Source organism: Sulfuracidifex metallicus DSM 6482 = JCM 9184 (genome assembly GCA_032834875.1).
Lineage (GTDB): Archaea > Thermoproteota > Thermoprotei_A > Sulfolobales > Sulfolobaceae > Sulfuracidifex > Sulfuracidifex metallicus.
The window spans coordinates 1,001,484-1,019,903 of the sequence record CP135238.1; the positions used below are offsets into that span (position 1 = coordinate 1,001,484).

Here is an 18,420-nt window from a genome sequence, read left to right on the forward strand (position 1 = left end):
TATATAAGAGTTCCGTATGCATGCGCTTTATGTCACTATTCTAAATGACTCATGTTAAGAGGGATCTAACTTTGTCTTATCGTATTTTTTGTTTGTCCTAATTGTAGTTGGACTATTAGACCGTGACTATAATGCTTCCCTCAACATCCTGAGTAGGGGTTGGAACGACAGCGCTTGTGGATCTGAGACCTCTACCCTTAATGGGCAAGCCTCAAGCGTGAAGCAGGAAGCTCCGTCCGTAAGGGCGTGGTAGTTCACTTGAAGAAGTGTAACGAATTTAATTGAACATTATAAGATCGGCAAGGTAGGGTTTACCCTCAACAGCTTACTTTATCATATAAACTTCTTAAAATCTCTGGGTTCTTCCTTCTATAAAGAGAAAGTAAGAATTCTATTACGTCGTTAAAGTCTACTTTCTCCCCTCTCTCTATCTACAGTTCACCCATAATCTTAATCAACTCCCGTTTTACTTCCTTTGATACCCTTGTTGTTTCTGACATTATTTTGTTACTTTGTTACAAAGTATATACGGTTTACTAACTCATCTACGTTGTAAGTCGCTTCAGAATTATACAAAAATTTTAAGCAATTATAAAGTATTACCTACGGGAAAGAAGTACACTAGAGATTGGAGCGTGACGAGGACGTAATGACTATATACAAGTTTAACGTTCCCCTTCTACATCTTCGAACACTGGATGGACCTATTAGCAGAAGGAAACAGATATATGTTAAAATAATTTTAAAAAATTCAACTACCAGCATTCCTACATCTCTTCCTACCTTGAAGGAGCTTGTCCAACAATTTCATCCACCTTAGTAAGAGATTCTATCAGTGAATGACGCCTTCACCCACCTCAATATTGAAATTACTGGCGTTTTGAGGGAAGTGCTTGTACATTATCGAGCCTCAGTTTTAGGCCCAACCCTTTCCATATAAGTCCCTCTCCCCGGATGCCTTGTGTTCATGTGCTTCTAGAAAGGTGACGAGGAAAAGCTTTGACATACACATTCACATTTTGTACAGCGACTAGGACAAGAAGATAACTCAGGAGGATTAAGGCGGTCCAAGTTTCTTTTGCGAGTATATTTTACGAATAAAGTAAACTGCTGAACGTAAACCTCTACCTCGCCTACGCTTCAACGTTTAATTAAATTTGTTACGTCACTTTAAATAAACTGGATTCGTGATGGGCCGTAAACGGTCCGGATTTTCAATATCCCTTTAAGAACACAATCATAGATAAATATAAGAGGTATTGTTAAACTTATCGTTACGTAAAGTTAAACTTAAATGTCGTAGTGTAGGATATGTCTCTATGTATAGGTTAAAAGTTCATAAAAAGGGGATTATAGTAATACCCAAAGAGATTAGAGATAAGTTCAACATAAAAGAGGGTGACGAGGTAAACGTTATAGTCGACGATAAAGGTATTTATATATTTCCTATGCAGACTATTGAAAAATATTTCGGAAGCGATAAAGGTGCAATAGATGCTCTAAAAATTTTGGAGGAAGAGAGGAGAAAAGAACGTGAGAAAAGTAATGCTTGACGCATCGGCAATTATGCTATATTTCTATGGGAATGAGAAACTGAAGGAGATAATAGAAAATAGTGAAGTTTACGTTAATTCTGTAAATCTCACAGAGTTCCTTTATGCTTACGCCAGAGCTAAAGGATGGAAAGAAGGACTATTCAAATACAGTATCATAAGAAACTCCTTTAAACTGATTGATGTAAATAAAGATGATATAATTACTACTTCTGCTAAGTTAAAAATTAGGTATAACCTTTCTCTGGGGGACTCTTTCCTTTTAGCATCAGCTAAACATGTTAAAGGAGTTGCAGTAACTAGCGACCATGAGCTCAAGGACGTAAAAGAGGTAAAAGTTCTAGTAGTTTCTTTGTGAATTTATCAAGCGTATAAACTCGATCTAACCGTTAACTATGATTTTAATGGGTAAAGGGCGGAAGGCCTGTGAGAGGAAGATATCACTTCATTACTCCCTTCTCAGATATTTTTTGGTGACGTTAATAACGTTCTTCCCTAGCCATGGTAAGGAGGTGCTGAGGTATGATAGCGTCACCTCCCTGTCTACACATAAAGTTAAGCGGGGTTCCAGCCTTGGTGTTATCTAGAGAGAACTGCCTAGACGATGAGAACTAAAACCCACTGGGATTCTCGCGGGGGAAGAGGTCCCCATTCCTAACACTCTCGTGAACTACTTGTTAAAGGGCAGAGCTTTCAATTTCCAGATATACCTAGCGAATAGCGGAGAGTCGGAGACGAAGGGCTTAAGCTCCACACTGAAAATTGCCTAACTCTTTAAAATGAGAGAAGCATCATCGTTTATTGTCTACGTCTAATCACGTGTTGGACATGAGAGAGGTCAGACAAAGTGAAGTCTTTCTTCACGCCGAGCACCGGGGATTTGAGCAAGTACGACGAGAACGTAGTCATAATGTAGTTCTCATGTTTCCCTTCCACATATTTGCACTGACTGGAGTTACTGCAGGAGAACAGGGACGATAAGAAGTTTTACAAGGACGAAGGAGTTCAACACTTTCCTTGCCTTCCTCCATGGCTTCCTACAGGGAAGTGAAGAGTCCTCGTTGTCCTTGAGCTCAGGTCATCCCGCTAACGACTACTCCACAGTCAGGATGAGGATTAAGGACATGGGTACTCACTTCCCGGAAGCTGAGGACTAGGTCGAGATGATCGCAGACTGGATCGGGATCAGCACCTTCATTGGTGGGCAGTACGTGGTAGTAGGGGGAAGGACATGGACTTACGCTTCCTCAAGGTGGAAGTAATAGGAGAGAGGTGAGTTGAAGGTAGTGAAGATCACCAACGAGGTGAAGTCTGCAGTCAACGCAGTGAAGGAACTCCAGCACAAGGGTAAACACGTGACGAATTCACGGCGACAAGGCATACGACATTAATAAGGTCTACAGACGGGAGTGGATGTGAACCCCTCCCAGGAGTAACTCTTTCAGTAGAGGTGAACCCACAAGGCTATCCGTGAGTTCAGGACGTTTATGACAGCCGGAGAGAAAGGGATACGGATCTAGGTGTCCCGTGGGGTCTCTCTTCTCCGTGAAAGCTTCGGGAACCCGTGAGAGCCAAGTCCTTCCCCTGTCAGACTAAGGAGGCTATACTCAGTCAGGCTATAAGCTTGGATGACCCACAACGCTGACTTGGTGGTGGACAGAGCCTGAAATCAGGACCTAACCAAAGGAAGCAGAAATATCTATTGAATACACCCATTTATACTGTATCATTTATTTGAAATAATGTGAAGAGATACACTAAGCGATCTTAATCCATTAACCTTGGAAACTTATTAAGGAAGACCTTACTCCGCGACAGTCATAGCCACCCTACCAATACGTACTTGTATTCCTAACCAACAGAAGATCCTAACTTTATTAATATCATTCTACGATTATCCCATTATAATGACTGAGTTCGATATTTAGGGAGGAAAAAGTCATCCAGTGATCATGACTAGATTGAGGTCATGAAGCTCCTCCCTTACCCTTAAGAAGTCAGTGTCCTTAGTAACAATGGTTAAACCTCTATTCATTGCTTGCGCTGAGATTAACACATCAAAAGACCCTACATTCTTTCCCTTATCCCTGAGCCTTTTATAAATCCTTGATCCCATTATAGAATCCCTCTTGCTTACATTTAGAACTTTAAATGCCGATAGAAAGTCCATAACCTTCCTCTCCTCTATCCTTCCAATTAACACTTCAAAGACACTAATGGAGCTAATATAAAACTCCTCTGACTTATCAATGATTTCCTTGACTTCCCTGTTTCCCTTTAGGTATTCAATGATGGCCGAACTTTCTATTAATACTTTCATCTGCTTTTTTCCTCATGTTTCCTATCTCCCTTAACCACGCCTCAGCGTCATCTTCCCCTAAAGTACCGAAGTATCTCTCCATTTTTCTCCTCCTCACACTTAAGGACTCTTCTATTAGCTCGTCAATGATTTGGCTAAAGCTCTTTTCTCCTTTTATTTCAAGCAATTTCTTATATACGTCATCCCTTACCATTATAGTTTTCATCCTATATACTGTATACATGTTATAGGTAATAAGTTTGTAACTATTTTTCCTAGCGAGCTATCCAGCCCTTACCAAGTCCAAAATCTTTTCTTAAAAATAACCCAAAACTAAAATATCCATAGATTTGGTAATCTAGTTTGTAAATCTTTAATAACAAATAAAAATTTAAAGCAAAATCTATGATCTAAATACTTCAACCCATATATTATTTAAAAGGAGAATGTCATAATTCATGAAGATTTTCTTATTTTGCTCCAAGTTCTAGTAGGAATAGGGAAGAAATCCTTTATTTCAAGAAAATTTAGATAGACTCATTCTCTCTCAAGGTATTTTACAGAGAAGGGGGTTAAGGGGGCGGAAAGCCTCGCCCTTTAGGGCGGGGAGGAAGTCAGCATGCATAGGATAGTATAGAGATTTTAATAATAGAGCGTTATTACATGTAGCTAAACGGTTTTGAGTCTACCGTAAAGGGCGAGGATTTTAGTCTTTTATAATCCACGACCTTTAGGTCAGGGGGTACGAGTATCTCTGCGCTCTCCCAAACTTCTTTCAGGTAGGTTAGGAGCAGTTTGTCCGGATGGGATTTGAACTGTTATCCACGCTTCTTTATCATTTCTTCCAGAATCATGGTGACTTCGAGAGAAGCCATGGAGCATCTATATGGTATCTTTGAAACGTTAATTACTATTGTATCCCCTGAGGTAGGATTTGAACTAAACTTGAAAGATATCAAGGAGTTCAAAGAAATAGGTTTATGGAGGGTCACTCCTTGTTTCCTAACCATGCTTATACAGTGCCCAAATCTCAAAATGGATTCCAGCATTTCAATACCCTTATTCTGTTTGGCATAGGGATAACTGAGTGAGTTTTTAACACTAGTAGCAAGAAAAAGAGCATCCATTGGCATAATGAGCTTGAGGTCATGAAGCTCCTCCCTTACCCTTAAGAAGTCAGTGTCCTTAGTAACAATGGTTAAACCTCTATTCATTGCTTGCGCTGAGATTAACACATCAAAAGACCCTACATTCTTCTCATGTCTCTTTTGTATAGATCCATATAGAGTCCCTAACCCACAAGTAGAACTTTAAATGCTGACAAAAAGTAAATAGCATTCCCTGATTCTTAGATTAACACTTCAAAGACACTAATGGAGCTAATATAAAACTCCTCTGACTTATCAATGACTTGATGGGATTAAGGAGACTCTCAGCTATCTTCCGTCATAGTCGCCGAAAAGGAGTCGATATCGCAGTAATCTTACACGGTAAGTAGGAAACTATATTCCACGTATATAGTAAACCCGTTATAAGTCATCTCCATACCCCTCATGTGTAGCGTGCTTGTGGTGGTGTTCGGGGGTTAACTTCATCTTCACATCATCAGCTTGAAATAGAGCAAAAGTGAGGAACTTCCTTTCCCGTAGTTAAGAATACCTTCATTCGTGATAGGAATCTCCGGTCTCAGGGCGAGCTCAATTCATCTCAGAGATAATAATTGTCTCATCCTCCACACTGGTTGAGAGTTACGGCTCCATCTCAAGTAGGCTTTTCGCACAACCTCAATTCCTTAAACAAGCTGTTGCTTTTCATCCACTTTGCTTCCATTCTATACCAAGTCACCTCCTTATTACCTTTTTTTGTTGACGTTTTTCTTGGAGAAGGAAACGAGTATTTTAAGCAGTAATTAATCAACCAGTATACTTGTAGGTTTACCAGTACACTTCATCTCCACTGGATGGAGATCAGCCGCAGTTTCAAGTAATTGTTCAAAATTTATTCCTATAAAATCTTCACTCACATGATATAGCCCGCGAGCAGAAAGTTTCAGGAGTATTCCCCATGATCGTAATACGGCATCAATATAAAATATATAAAAGATTTTTATAAATTGTTTAAAAAAATATATCTAAGAAGAGATTATATCTAACATAATAAATAATGATAGCTTAAATAATACGAAGTCTTTATGATCGCTATAGTTTTAAGGATAATCATAATAGGGAAATGTGAAAATCCCTTGTCCTCCTGCCATATCTTGTTGTAAAATAGACAACATGCTAAATAAAGTTACAACTCTAGCAACATATACCACTGTCTGAGTATGGACCTATTATGTGATCACCTTAATAAGGGTCGAATGTCTCTAAGATTGAGATCTACACCGGCACACAAATTTTACCTTGTAAAGGGGCAAATCGCACCTACTTGGAAACCCCAGTCATGCCGTGGGATTGGCCCTTTCGGAGCATTCGTGGGTAACTCCAATCATCGTGAAACTGTCTTTTAAGGGTTTCATTCAGAAAACTAGATACGTAACAATGAGCTTAACATCCGAAATAATAGAAAAGCTCACAAAGCAGAACCTAGCGCTAAAAGAGGAATAGACATTGTCCTTGAGGTGCCACAGAATCTCCTTATCAACAGAAAGTCGAAGGTCTAATTATTCCTACCAAGTCGCTTACTCTGTCATAGTTCTCGTCATTACTCATGATCTTCATCCCGTTCCTTTTAGACTCGGTGACGCTTTATAGCGTCACCGACGCTGATCTCTCTTTCAAAGACGATATGAACTGACTGTAAAACGTCGGCCTCAGTGATCTCTATCAATGATCCCTTAACGTCGTTCATGACTACGTTCAGGAACATAATATATCCAATCACCCTGTCTTTGCGACCTCGTTTCATCATTTCCATGTACTTCCTTTAACCAGTGTCACCAGCTCGTACAGCGTGGTCATAGTTGCAGATCCTTGCTTGAACTTCAAAGTGAGGGCATAAACGTGAAGGACTTAAATGGACTTAGCTACACGGGAGAGGGAGCATTCCACAATATTCAGGGCGTTCCGAGCTTGTTTTCAGATGAAGACAAACCGTGCGGTAACAGTGCAGCTGTCTTGACTTCTTTATGTTTAACGCTTTTTTCCTCTCCTGGGGAGAATAGGTAGATAAAAATTGACAAAACTGACCATATATTTTCGATTATAATTGAGAAATTTAAAAAATTTAATATTTCTATGATCTATCAAAATGAAGAGCCAAGCATGAACTTGTTACTATAAGATCTTCAGACCTTATACTCGCCATCTCTTTTTACGAGATCTCTAACGTGCTTCTGCATGTGTACTTTTGGTCCTAAAGCTCTCTTAACGTGATGATCTCTTATCGTAATACATGTAATACAATAGAGTAAAGCTTTTTATATACACACATGATAAAAGGATATAAATGCCAACCATCAGCTTTAGGATAAATAACGACTTAAAGAAGAAGATGGACGAATTAAGTTACATCAACTGGAGCGAGATAATAAGGATGAAAATTGAAGAAGTAATCGAAGAAGAGGAGAGGAAGAAAGGCAGGAAGAAAGATCTCAGGAGGATAAAGGAAGCTTCAATCAAGTCCTATGAGTATTTCTCTAACTATGGTGGAAAGAAGAGCGAAGAGACGATAAGGGAGTGGCGTGACAGGAATTGGCAGTAGTCGATGCTTCGGTAGTGATAAAATGGTTAGTGAATGAGGAACATAGCAAAGAGGCCTTATTGTTGAAGGAAGCCTACGTAAACGGAGCTATAGACCTATCTGCCCCTTGTATACTCCCTTTTGAAGTGATTAATGGTCTGAAATACACCTATAATCTAGGGGAGAAAGAGCTGAGCGATATAGGAAAAATATTGAAGGATTTTCAATTTAGTCTCCACGATTTTGAGAAGATAATCGATGAAGCAATTTCCTTTTCCTCGGCTTACGGTATCACAGTCTACGACTCAGCGTATATAGCGTTAGGAAAGGTACTTAATGACGTTATATATACTGCAGACGAAAAGCTCCTCAGAAAAGTTAAAGAATTACAGTTTGTTAAACATATAAAGGACTTTAAAATAACGTGAGTCCAACAGTGTTCAAGGTTTAAAATTGTGCTTTATGGGTAGCTTCAATTTCTTCAGGGGTTGGGTCTATGGATTTACATTAAAATTCTAAATTAACGGTTTAATATATGGACTCCAGCAGGAGTTGATGTATCATTTTTGACGTGATTAGTTCATGTTATCAAGGGAGATAACGAGACTAAGGTGGAAAAAAGAAAACGGAAAGTTTTTAGATAAAGCGTCAAGACGGTGAGAGAGAAGTAAAAATCCCTTCATGAAGAATTCTATCTTTTTCTTTCCCTCTTCTGTTTTTATCCCTTCTATTCTCTATCACTTGCGGGATAGCCCAAACTGCAGAAAACCCCCGGGAATACCTCAGGAGCGTATTACTTTCAAATCTTGAAGAGATTAAGAAAACCCCCTCTTCCTGTGGAGTTCACGTTATGTTAGGGATTGCCCTCAAAAGGGTAATATTTGGTATAGTTAACTACCAGTTATCTAGACAAAATAAGGGGTGAAAATCTCAAGGAGTCAAACCGAGGGACAACCTTGCAGTGACGAAGTTTACGTGTGGGCTAGGGGTTTGACTTGTTCCAGTGGAAGGCTCGATAAGAGTATGAAAAAAAGAGTATAAAAGGATTTCTCTCCTTTTTTAGTTGAGATAAGGTAGGTTACTAGAGATTGAAGAAAAAATGAGTGAAAATCCAATTCTACTCTATGAGAAGAGTTACAAAGACGTCAATTCGAAGAGAGCAGAGTCTAGAAACCCTTCTATTCAAGGCTCATGAAAAGAAATAAAGAAGACAATAAAATGAAGAAATAAAGTAAAACATTGAAGGATTAAAATTTAATAAATAGAGAGAAATAGCTGATTCTTTCAGCAACTTGTACATGTCAGTAAAGAAGTTAATATCCTTTGTAATTAGGTTAGCTCACGGTTATCAGGAGAATATTGTCTTATGGATCGCAAAAATCTAGTTCATCATTTAAACGTCAAAATTAAGAGTTATGTAGGAGAGGTATCAATTTCTCTTAGTTAATGCAAAAATTCCAGCCAGAAGAAGGAGGACGAATGATATTCCGAAGAACCCGAAGAACGCCGGAAGGGATAGGAATGCTGCAATCAGAAGCAATATTCCCCCTGCCTCTCTATTGTCTATTAGTGAACCCACAATTCCTAAGACTAGAGCCGGAATCCCGAGGAACATGGGGAAGAAGGTCATGTAGCCGAAGCCACCCATCATACCCATCATTCCGTTGAAGAAGGGATGAATAAAGAAGGTTAGGATCAAGAGAAGCGATCCTACCAATCCCAGAATCTGATAATTCTCCATTTCATTCACCTACAACGATTTCACCGTACATCCCGTTCTCTGCGTGTCCAGGAAATGTACAAATGTACCAGAATTCACCTTGATTTAGCGTGAAAGTGTACTGATATTGATGAGCTTGTTCGGTGCTATAGTCAGCTGGGGGTAAATATGGCATCATAGTATCCATTTTCCCTCCTCCCATCATCTGCATTCCTCCCATCATTACGTTATACTGATAAGGCGGGGGTTGAGAGGTCACAACAAAGTTGTGATAATCTCCTGCGTCAAGATTGATCACCGTCACGTGGATTTGAGCGTTGCTAGGCATGATAAGCGTAGGATTAACCAACCCATAGATTACGAATACGTTACCGCTTGCATTCATCCCAGTTAGGTTCTCAGCCCTCTTATGTCCCATGGTAAGGACTACAAGGTCAATTTGATGGGAGGTGAACACGATTGAGTCATTCTTGGAAAATACATGGGCGTATGAAGGAGGAGATCTCATGAGTGAGATTGCCTGATCGATGGGAACTAAAGTGCCGTAGGTGGAACCTGGGGAATAATTGTTGCCTTCGTGTTGGAAGAAGATATAACTTGCGCCTAAGGCTCCTAGCACTATAGCAATTACCATAATAATGAAAACCGGTTTCATAAAGGTAATATTGTGGTTCGAGATTAATACGCTTATAATTTATTTTTCCCCAAGCGCTAACGGATAGTCCCATTTCACGTTGTTAAGTTTTATGTTTTTAGTCTCATAATTTTTTATTAAGCTAAGGTTTAGATATTAAGCTATGAGTGGAGAGAGGGTAATTGACGAGATCCTTAAGAATCCAGAGCTTATATCAGCCTTAGCAGATAAGGTTTACGATAAACTGAAGGATGAAATCGTAATAAAGAAATTAGAGGAGAACAGTAGCGCTATTAAGGCACTTGAAGAAACCGTCAAGTCTCTTCAAGAAACCGTCAATAAACATACCGAGGCAATAGAGTCGTTACAAGAGGCAGTTAAGAAGCAAGGAGAAGCCATTGCCTCGTTACAAGAGACCGTCAAGTCTCTTCAAGAAACCGTCAATAAACATACCGAGGCAATAGAGTCGTTACAAGAGGCAGTTAAGAAGCAAGGAGAAGCCATTGCCTCGTTACAAGAGACCGTCAAGTCTCTTCAAGAAACCGTCAATAAACATACCGAGGCAATAGAGTCGTTACAAGAGGCAGTTAAGAAGCAAGGAGAAGCCATTGCCTCGTTACAAGAGGCAGTTAAGAAGCAAGGAGAAGCCATTGCCTCGTTACAAGAGGCAGTTAAGAAGCATTCTAAAGCCATTCTTAGGCTAATGAAGGAACAAAAGAAGCTATCCGTGGAAATAGGTAGTTTTACTTCCAGGGCAGGAAAAGGATTAGAGAAAACTATACTTAACATTTACAAGAAGGCTTTGAAGCTCCACCATGTTGATATTAGCAAAATTAGACATGGCAATGTGGTTGATGAGATGGGCTTAATTGAGAAGGGCAAATCATTTGAAATAGACTTTTACGAGACTAACGACCACGTCTACATATTTGAGGTCAAGAATTTCGCTGATGAAGGAGTTATAGAACAGATTCTCATTAGGAGGAAGCTATTGGAAGCTAAATTCATGAAGCCCGTGAAAGCCTTTGTTGTGGCAAATTACGTAGAAAGGGAAATTAAGAACATACTAGAGAAAGAGGGAGTTGAAATAATTTACTCCTATGAAGTGAAATGAGGGTTTTAGACATTATATTGGAATACTCTTTTCTTGCATAACTGACATGATATAAGATTTAATTGATAGTATTTGAAAACCTTCAAAGACCAGACTTTGCTCTCCCTTTACCTCAATTTGTATAGACAATAGGAGAGGAAGAAAAATACGATATAAATAAAAATATACAATAAAAGGAGATGTGTTTATATATCTTAACTAACATTGAGCCCATAAGATATCGTCATTTTTTTTCTTGGTCAAACCTTGAAGAAAACACGAATTTGAGTCAAAGGGCTCCAACACTCTTTTCAACTTTCCTTATAATTTCGTTTCTATATAAAGCCCTCTAGCATAACATCTATTCTCAAGAATTCTCTTCGGCGCTAAAACATCAATCTTTGCCTTTTCATCTTCTCACTGACGTCCTTTAGGGTGAGGGTAGTTTACTTGTGTTAATACATCTTCAATATCTTTACATTATTCTTGTGACATCTCATCAAGTTTTGGTACAATCAAACAAAGTTTCCAGCATAACATCTAAGATAGCTATATTTAACATCCTAATGTTAATGTCGTATTTCTCTACGTTATTATTACACAATAAATAATAAACTTTCTCCGAATAGATCTGTTCAATGCTTCCTTTGTTATCTATATGTGCATCGTAACGTAACTTGCGACTAAATAAGGTGATCACGTTTAAACCATTCAGTTTTACATAAGCTTTCCACTCTTCAACACTAAACTTTATAAGACGAAATCTATTTTTTCCTTTTCATGCCAAAGCTTTTCCCTTACTTGTTTCTTCTCTTCACAATAGGTTTCGGTTGGTTCATAATTGCTCCCCTAGTTCCCATCCTATCAGCTGATTTTTATGTAAGCATCGCTTCAGTTATTTTACTGATCTCAATCTACGGTTATGCAGTTGTTTTGGTAGGCCTACTTGCAGGTTACATCTCGGCTAGGTTCACGGTGAGGAATGTGCTTATAGCGTCATCCATTTTCACCTTTTTAGGCCTTACCTTGAGGTTGTTTTTCCTTCACAACTTCTTCCTCTTCCTTATCATGCAGACGTTGGCAGCTGTGGGATACCCCCTTGCAATAGCGCCCGTGGGATCGGTAGCATCTTCCTTCAAGAACCAGAGAACTGTGACCGGTTTAAGCGTGGGAATTCTCTTTATAGGTATGGGGGTTGGAAGCTTCATCTCTCCTCTACTTCTTACCTTCGGTGTGCAAGGCGATCTGGGATTTGCCACTGTGCTGTCGCTGATCTCTTTAGCGTTGGTGTTGGTATTCACCAGAGGTTATCCTAAGAACTACACCAGGAACTTGAGAGGTTCATTCTCTCCGTTAATGGTAAGGAACTGGTATGTTGGGTTAGTAATAGCTACGTTCTCCGTATTTTTCGGCGGAGTTGCGTCTACTCTTTTGAACGTGCATCATGTGCCTAACGCGGTTTCTTTTGGAGGCCTTTTAGGAGGCCTTTCCTTCGTTGGATCGGGACTCGGCGCAGCTGTACTATTACCAATCTTTGAAATAAAGAAGTTCGTGAAAGGCGGGATGATCTTGAGCGCATTTCTAGCCTTCGTGTTCGCTATCGTTATAAGTTACTCCCTACTGTTTGCACCTGAAAATTTCGTCTTAATTGTATCTTACTTTCTTTACGGGTTCTTCGGCAATGCCTTCTGGTCGTTAGCGCTATCGTCCGTAATCAAGTACGTGAAGGACCCTACCCTCAGTGGATTTGCCACCTCCATGTATAGCGTTGTAAGTAACTTAGGCGTAGCGTTGATTCCGTCAGAGCTCACCTTAGTGTTCCTGTCATTCCCGCTGGAAGGATTCTTAGTCATATCGGTAATGCAGTTAGTGGCTCTGGCATTGGCTTGGTGGTTATAGGCGAACATACTTTTTCTCTATGTTTATGTATTTTTTCTCTTTTTCTTTCTTTCTTTCCTTTTTCTTTACTCTCCTCCGCTGTCTTCGATTAAGTCATCAATCTCTAAGTGACACTCCACTTAATAGTATTTTTATGTGCTTTTTTCGAATGCAAAATATTGAGATTGCTGTACACACGTTATATGTTCATTTAAGGGGCAATATAGTATCGAGAATTTAACCATTCAATCATGAAAAGGTTCGTATCTGGCTTACGTTAAAAGACATGAAATCGATTTAGAAAAGTGGAGTTGAAGTTTCATTTCAAAAAGCCTTATGAAATAGATTACCTAAATTCATTCTATTGTTTACTTTAACTGTCCTCATGTAAGCAGAGAAGAAAGGCAGCTAGTTTCTTTATCTGTAACTCAATGTATAAGTATACCGGTCAATTGATTGATACACTAAGACCTCCGAAGTTCTGAGGAAAGGTTACAAAGGTCATTAGATGAAAGAAAGTTCCTCTACTATGTGAGAAAATCCTCATGAAAAGAATTAACTTAACTACAGAGAGAAGTCGAGGAAATCCATCAAATTCTAGAACGTGCAAAAACAAGGCTTTTTCATTCATTTGAATACAGACGAGGGCTATATCGTGAGAGAAAACTTGTAGAAGTATGATTCATTAAGGTAATACAACTATGATCAAGTTTTTCTGTATTCAAAGTATTATTTTTTATACACATATACACATGAGAAATTATTATTATGGCATTACATCATGTTAAAGTTCTTTGACACATTAATATTAAAACTTTGAAATACCTTAAAATTATTAATTTAAGGTATGAAAACTCTGCCCTTGGCAACTTAGAGAGGAGTTAACTTATTCGTTTTACGTTTTGCATTAACAAGTAACTGACTTCCTCCCCGCCCTAAAGGGCGAGGCTTTCCGCCCCCTTAACCCCCCTTCTCTGTAAAGATTAGAGTAAAACATTACTCTCAATTAGTAGGTAAACGTCTCTATAAAGTGAATGAAGGTATATGTGGAGAACAAGGGCTTACACCAGAATTATGTTAATCGAATCAAAAATTGTTAGTATTAGTTAAGGAGAAAAGAAGTAAAGATAATCATGACGAAAAAGTTATCCGTTTATCTCCTGCAGGATCCTATGTTTAGGTATACCCTCCAGTATAGACTTACCGTATCCAGTGGTGTCCTTGTATTCCTTGCTTGAGACGAACTTCTTAAACGTCTCAAGGGAGTCCCACTCGCTGTATATTAAGTACTCTTGAGGATCGTCAACCCTTTTGTAAAGTTTAGCGTCAATGAAACCGTGAAAGCCCTTGAGGAAGTTGACGACTCCTTGAAATGACTTCTCAAATTCCTCTTCATGACCTTTCTTTACTCTATAATAAAGACCTACATTTATCATAACAAGAGTTATCTCCTTAAAGTTTATAAATTTTTCTATATTGATTGTAACATAGTATAAACATTATTTAGTAATTTATAATTTCTAACTTATTAAATTAAAGAGTACGGAAGATGAAGTTCGTGCCATCTTCACGTCTTGACATATATCTTGTCTATATGCTTAATTTTTCATTACGTGAATTCGGGAAATGATGTTATAGGTGATCCTCGTGCCTCGCTGCAAAGAAGTCTCAAGAGAGACTTAATGGGATTGGATTCTTATTTCATTAAATCCCTATCCAGCCGTGAACATATCCCCACACTTGATAGAACGGGTTGATCCCAATCATTAGAGCCACAACAATCCATATTAGGAACCCGTAGAGAAGGAACAGGGAAGTGACGGCTATGTCACGTTCATCCTTCCTTGTCATCAAGTAGTTAACTACAGAGCCAACTGGACCCAGAAAGAACGTGAGACCTAACCATCTATATGGCTCCCTCTTAGAGAGGAGGAAGTAGAAGATTGCTACAACATAGCCAAGTCCGGCTATGGCACCTCCAACAATCCACAGTTTAGAAGGCAAGAATAGCACCCTTGAAATATTGCTTTATCTCTTCGCATAGAGCTCTCCTAACTTTTCTGCATAATGAGGGACTTCTATCCTCTGAAAAACCCAGCTCAGCAAGGAGAGCGTAATCTATCCTGCAGTCTCTCCTTAGGTCAACCAAGTGGACAACGTCTCTTCTCACTATTAGGTACAATGGGTCCAGTTTCAACATCTCATTTCTGTAGTCGAATTCGTAAGACACAGCAACCTTGAAGTTCACCTTCCCGTCCTCCACTAGTTTGTCCTTTCCAAGCCTCTCCAAGACGTAGTAATAGTAGCTCTTACTTATGTTAAGCTCCCTGTAATCGGGCTCAGCCAAAACCTTCATGAAAATCTCGTTCTCCATTATTTTCCTGAACTCTTCCCTGTTCAACATAACCAAACCGGCTTTCTCTATCTTCTCCCTTCTCAACTGATAACATAGCTCCTGCATTGCAACAACATATAACTATTTCTCATTATAGATTTTTATTACTTTCTTCTCTATAAATTTTGGTTTCTATTAAAAATAATATTGATCTCCTAGTTTAATTTTATCTAGTTAATTAAGGTAACTCACCTCAAGAAATGAATTAAATAATCTTTGTATACTTAATCAAAAATTTTTCAGAAAGACGTAGGACTAATACAGGATAAATTACCTTCAAGTTCAACGTGTTATCATTTTAAAAGTTTATAATGACGAATTCATTTTTACTAAATTTAGAGATGGTGAAAGAAAATGGGTTTATTCGTGTTCGATAGAGTGCTGGCTGCATTCACAATGGGAACTCATATGCTGTTCACTTACTGGGCTATCTCTTTGCCTATATTCATCGTTACTGCTGAGTATTTAGCTTATAAGAGGAACGATCCCTATTACATGGCTCTAGCCAAGAGGTTTTCCGTGGTCATGGCTGTGTTGTTCGCTGTCGGTTCAGCAGCAGGCGCAGCAATCGCAGTAGAGTTCATAACAGTTTGGTATAGATGGATGTACATTGTGAACGAAGTCGACATCCTACCCTTCGAGATAGAGGTAATGGCTTTCTTCTCAGAGGTAATATTTCTGTCGCTTTACTTGTACGGATGGGACAGACTAAGCAGGACTGCCCACATGGTACTTGGGCTCATGGTGGGAGTTGGTTCCACCATGTCAGCCGTGTTGATAGTGTTGGTGAATTCATGGATGAATACTCCTAACGGTTTCAACGTGGAGGAGTTCGTCACTACGGGGAAGATAACCGATGTGAATCCCATAGCTTCCCTGTGGCCTCCTGCAGCAAGCGCCGAGGTCCCAATGGTAATAGCAGGCGCATGGTTTGTTGGCTTCGGCAGTTTAACGGGATACTTCGCCTTCAGGAAGCTCTTCAGTAAACTAAATCGAGACCAGAACGAGTACTACAATAGAGGACTTAAGCTTTCACTCTTCCTTGCTTCTCTTGACGCTTTCCTCCTTGGTTGGAGTGGAGACAACGCTGGAAAGGTACTTTATTCCGAACAACCGTTGAAGCTAGCTACTCTTGAGGGAGTTATGAAGACCGGTGCAGGAGTTCCTATGACTGTGGGTCCAATTTCCATACCAGGTGTATTGAGTCTATTGTCCACTTGGCCTCCGAACCCAAACGCTGTAGTGCTAGGTTACTCTAGCTTCGTAAAAGCAGTTCAGGACCCAATATGGTGGATATCTCATGACGCTTACGACCTTCATGCAACTCTTGGAATTGTTGGTGCCCTAGTGTTCTGGATTCTGGCGTCTTTCACGTTCTTCAGGCTACCCAGGATGAAGAAGGCTTTCGGCTTCCTTGGTCTTGACAACCCGCTAGAGAAGAAGCTTCCTCTATACGTTGCACTAGTTGTGGGATGGCTTCAACTTTTAGCGTGGGAGTCTGGATGGGTAGCAGCTGAGACAGGAAGACAACCCTTCGTCATCTGGGGACCTATGGAGGAGACCTCAAGCGGTTTATATACCATACAAGCTGGAATGCTTACCACTCAGGGTTTCAACAACAATCCCGACGTTCTGCCAATAGGAATAGCAATCATGGCAGCTCTAGTTCTTGCAGTGTTGGGAACTCTTTATATGCTAAGGAAGTTGTTCATGGGAAGGGACGTGAGCAAGGACGTTAAGATCAGCGAAAATGAATTGGATGTATCCGTAAAGACTGCAGGCCCCTAGGACGTCTATACAGGGGAGTACCGTTGAGGATAAAGGAGAAATGAAGGATAAGGGTGAGATAAAATGAATCCTTACGTTTTACTGTTCTTCGTTCCACTCTCCTGGTTCGTCGCCATGTTCATGATGGAAGTAGGCTCCCTTGTTATGCTGCCAGTGTGCAAGTTTGATAAGTACAAGGAGAAGATGAACCTGGTTGTAGGTTCAATATGGGCTATAATTGCAACATCGCTAGTTTACCTTGTGGTTTCATTGGACGGACTCTTTGCTCCTGTTATGTTCGCAACCGGTGAGGCTCTGTTCGGACTTCTCATGGTTCTTATAGTGATTTTGGCTTTCCATCATTACCTTATAGGGTCGGCTGAAGGAGCCGAATCCGTTGAGAAGGACGAAAGCTCCAAAAAGTATCTGTTGCTTGCAACTCCATTTGCATTAATTGTAGCTCTCATAGGTAACAGTCTCTTCACCTCAGTGTTCAGCGGTTATGGGATAGGGCTAAGCTTACCGCTCTCCACTGTGGCAAGTGTGTTGGAGAATCATCAGCTCTCAGTGGTTATGCATAACTCTCCTGGAGTTCAAGTCTTTTACCCAGAATATATGACCATGATATTTAACGCGTTTAACTGGGTGTTCTTCTTAGGCGTTGTAATGTACGTAGTCTTCTTCACGGTGGCTTTCTATGGAATCAAGGAAAGGTTCGCTTTAGGTGCGTTATCCTTGAGCTTAGCTAACGTGCTCTTCCTCGCTAGCAGTTACCTTTGGTTACCTTTAGTTTTCCAAAACGCAGTTGGAAACGTTGGTTTCTGGATTTATATTGTGTCGCTTTACATAGTACTTTACTTGTCTACCCACGACATGTTACCTTTCAAACAAGCTTGGGTATTCACGCTCACGTTCTTAGGCGGAATGATGTTCGGGCTATTCACAGAGGGTAATATACTGGTGGACACTGTAAAGGGAGGTATACCGGCATCATTGTTGTTAACCAACCCATCCATGCTTGAAGCCGGAGCAATTATGGTTGTTCTCATAGGGATTCTAGCTATGGGAGGAGTAACTGCCGTTTCATACGAAATATTATTCAAGAATTCTCTAGAAAAAATGGAAACTAGAAAGACACAGCAGAGCTAAGTCACAAAAGAAGAAAGCGACGTTACAAATCTAAGCTTCTTTGTTTTTTCACTTTTTTAAAGAAATATTATCTATTTTTATTAGTCTTCTTTAGATTTTTTTCTTCTTGTTAGTCATTTTTATGTTTATACCCTATGGTATGCATGTGTAACCTTATCCATTATGCCCACAGAAACTCCTCTGCCCTCAAAGAAGGAAAAGACATGCATGTATACTCGACTATTAACAACTAAGTTTTGGACTACATT

General features: G+C 39.7%; 20 protein-coding genes and 1 pseudogene. 12 read left to right on the top strand and 9 right to left on the bottom strand.

Annotated elements, in window-relative coordinates:
• Window positions 1-88 precede the first annotated feature (88 nt).
• The 4 genes and pseudogenes from RQ359_RS05755 to RQ359_RS05770 all read left to right on the top strand — a co-directional run bounded on the left by RQ359_RS05755 (window position 89) and on the right by RQ359_RS05770 (window position 3,220).
• Window positions 89-253: a hypothetical protein gene (locus RQ359_RS05755; protein WP_206338993.1), complete on the top strand. Its 165-nt coding sequence runs from the start codon at window positions 89-91 to the stop codon at window positions 251-253.
• A 1,066-nt stretch (window positions 254-1,319) separates the two neighbouring features.
• A complete protein-coding gene (locus tag RQ359_RS05760) occupies window positions 1,320-1,553 on the top strand; it encodes an AbrB/MazE/SpoVT family DNA-binding domain-containing protein (protein ID WP_156017516.1) in 234 nt (77 codons plus the stop codon).
• Window positions 1,534-1,911: a type II toxin-antitoxin system VapC family toxin gene (locus RQ359_RS05765; protein WP_338117001.1), complete on the top strand. Its 378-nt coding sequence runs from the start codon at window positions 1,534-1,536 to the stop codon at window positions 1,909-1,911. The genes RQ359_RS05760 and RQ359_RS05765 overlap by 20 nt, the downstream gene beginning before the upstream one ends.
• A gap of 489 nt (window positions 1,912-2,400) precedes the next feature.
• Window positions 2,401-3,220: pseudogene (locus RQ359_RS05770) on the top strand (IS5/IS1182 family transposase).
• A 272-nt stretch (window positions 3,221-3,492) separates the two neighbouring features.
• Here RQ359_RS05770 and RQ359_RS05775 read toward each other — a convergent pair.
• The 3 genes from RQ359_RS05775 to RQ359_RS05785 form a co-directional block, all read right to left on the bottom strand.
• On the bottom strand, window positions 3,493-3,873 hold the full coding sequence (locus RQ359_RS05775; RefSeq protein ID WP_054838942.1) for a type II toxin-antitoxin system VapC family toxin: 381 nt from the start codon (window positions 3,871-3,873) through the stop codon (window positions 3,493-3,495).
• Window positions 3,839-4,096 (bottom strand): antitoxin VapB family protein, encoded by a 258-nt coding sequence (locus RQ359_RS05780; RefSeq protein ID WP_156017511.1) that lies wholly within the window; start codon window positions 4,094-4,096, stop codon window positions 3,839-3,841. The genes RQ359_RS05775 and RQ359_RS05780 overlap by 35 nt, the downstream gene beginning before the upstream one ends.
• A gap of 574 nt (window positions 4,097-4,670) precedes the next feature.
• Entirely contained in the window at window positions 4,671-5,126 is a 456-nt protein-coding gene (locus tag RQ359_RS05785; RefSeq protein WP_420856783.1) for a PIN domain-containing protein, read from the bottom strand.
• A gap of 446 nt (window positions 5,127-5,572) precedes the next feature.
• On the opposite strand from RQ359_RS05785, the gene RQ359_RS05790 reads away from it, so the two are divergent.
• The gene (locus tag RQ359_RS05790; RefSeq protein WP_457921258.1) at window positions 5,573-5,761 is read left to right on the top strand and encodes a hypothetical protein; all 189 of its coding nucleotides are present in this window, start codon (window positions 5,573-5,575) and stop codon (window positions 5,759-5,761) included.
• An 824-nt stretch (window positions 5,762-6,585) separates the two neighbouring features.
• Here RQ359_RS05790 and RQ359_RS05795 read toward each other — a convergent pair.
• Complete coding sequence (locus RQ359_RS05795) at window positions 6,586-6,723, bottom strand: hypothetical protein (protein ID WP_457921259.1); 138 nt, start codon at window positions 6,721-6,723, stop codon at window positions 6,586-6,588.
• 104 nt (window positions 6,724-6,827) lie between these two features.
• Here RQ359_RS05795 and RQ359_RS05800 point away from each other — a divergent pair, with 104 nt between their 5' ends.
• The 3 genes from RQ359_RS05800 (at window position 6,828) to RQ359_RS05810 (ending at window position 7,964) form a co-directional block, all read left to right on the top strand.
• On the top strand, window positions 6,828-7,022 hold the full coding sequence (locus RQ359_RS05800) for a hypothetical protein (RefSeq protein ID WP_157043028.1): 195 nt from the start codon (window positions 6,828-6,830) through the stop codon (window positions 7,020-7,022).
• A 280-nt stretch (window positions 7,023-7,302) separates the two neighbouring features.
• Window positions 7,303-7,557, top strand: coding sequence for a VapB-type antitoxin (locus RQ359_RS05805; RefSeq protein ID WP_156017502.1), 255 nt, complete (start codon window positions 7,303-7,305; stop codon window positions 7,555-7,557).
• Entirely contained in the window at window positions 7,548-7,964 is a 417-nt protein-coding gene (locus tag RQ359_RS05810) for a type II toxin-antitoxin system VapC family toxin (RefSeq protein ID WP_054838938.1), read from the top strand. The genes RQ359_RS05805 and RQ359_RS05810 overlap by 10 nt, the downstream gene beginning before the upstream one ends.
• A 1,001-nt stretch (window positions 7,965-8,965) precedes the next feature.
• Here the strand turns inward: RQ359_RS05810 and RQ359_RS05815 are convergent.
• Together RQ359_RS05815 and RQ359_RS05820 are read right to left on the bottom strand one after the other, a co-directional pair.
• Window positions 8,966-9,277 (bottom strand): hypothetical protein, encoded by a 312-nt coding sequence (locus tag RQ359_RS05815; RefSeq protein ID WP_054838937.1) that lies wholly within the window; start codon window positions 9,275-9,277, stop codon window positions 8,966-8,968.
• Between the two features lies 1 nt (window position 9,278).
• Entirely contained in the window at window positions 9,279-9,911 is a 633-nt protein-coding gene (locus RQ359_RS05820; RefSeq protein ID WP_156017496.1) for a plastocyanin/azurin family copper-binding protein, read from the bottom strand.
• Between the two features lie 142 nt (window positions 9,912-10,053).
• Here RQ359_RS05820 and RQ359_RS05825 point away from each other — a divergent pair, with 142 nt between their 5' ends.
• Together RQ359_RS05825 and RQ359_RS05830 are read left to right on the top strand one after the other, a co-directional pair.
• Complete coding sequence (locus tag RQ359_RS05825) at window positions 10,054-11,004, top strand: coiled-coil domain-containing protein (protein ID WP_156017493.1); 951 nt, start codon at window positions 10,054-10,056, stop codon at window positions 11,002-11,004.
• Window positions 11,005-11,763: 759 nt separating this feature from the next.
• Window positions 11,764-12,882, top strand: a complete 1,119-nt coding sequence (locus tag RQ359_RS05830) for an MFS transporter (protein WP_054838933.1) — start codon at window positions 11,764-11,766, stop codon at window positions 12,880-12,882.
• 1,124 nt (window positions 12,883-14,006) lie between these two features.
• Here the strand turns inward: RQ359_RS05830 and RQ359_RS05835 are convergent.
• From RQ359_RS05835 to RQ359_RS05845, 3 genes are all read right to left on the bottom strand, one after another.
• Window positions 14,007-14,297 carry an antibiotic biosynthesis monooxygenase family protein gene (locus tag RQ359_RS05835; RefSeq protein ID WP_054838932.1) on the bottom strand — a complete coding sequence of 97 codons (291 nt, stop codon included), beginning with the start codon at window positions 14,295-14,297 and terminating at the stop codon, window positions 14,007-14,009.
• 268 nt (window positions 14,298-14,565) lie between these two features.
• The gene (locus RQ359_RS05840; protein WP_054838931.1) at window positions 14,566-14,865 is read right to left on the bottom strand and encodes a hypothetical protein; all 300 of its coding nucleotides are present in this window, start codon (window positions 14,863-14,865) and stop codon (window positions 14,566-14,568) included.
• Complete coding sequence (locus RQ359_RS05845) at window positions 14,855-15,322, bottom strand: hypothetical protein (RefSeq protein ID WP_054838930.1); 468 nt, start codon at window positions 15,320-15,322, stop codon at window positions 14,855-14,857. The genes RQ359_RS05840 and RQ359_RS05845 overlap by 11 nt, the downstream gene beginning before the upstream one ends.
• Window positions 15,323-15,610: 288 nt before the next feature.
• Here RQ359_RS05845 and RQ359_RS05850 point away from each other — a divergent pair, with 288 nt between their 5' ends.
• Both RQ359_RS05850 and RQ359_RS05855 read left to right on the top strand, forming a co-directional pair.
• Window positions 15,611-17,044: a cytochrome ubiquinol oxidase subunit I gene (locus tag RQ359_RS05850; RefSeq protein ID WP_457921260.1), complete on the top strand. Its 1,434-nt coding sequence runs from the start codon at window positions 15,611-15,613 to the stop codon at window positions 17,042-17,044.
• Window positions 17,045-17,107: 63 nt separating this feature from the next.
• Complete coding sequence (locus tag RQ359_RS05855; protein WP_156017490.1) at window positions 17,108-18,172, top strand: hypothetical protein; 1,065 nt, start codon at window positions 17,108-17,110, stop codon at window positions 18,170-18,172.
• Window positions 18,173-18,420: the final 248 nt, after the last annotated feature.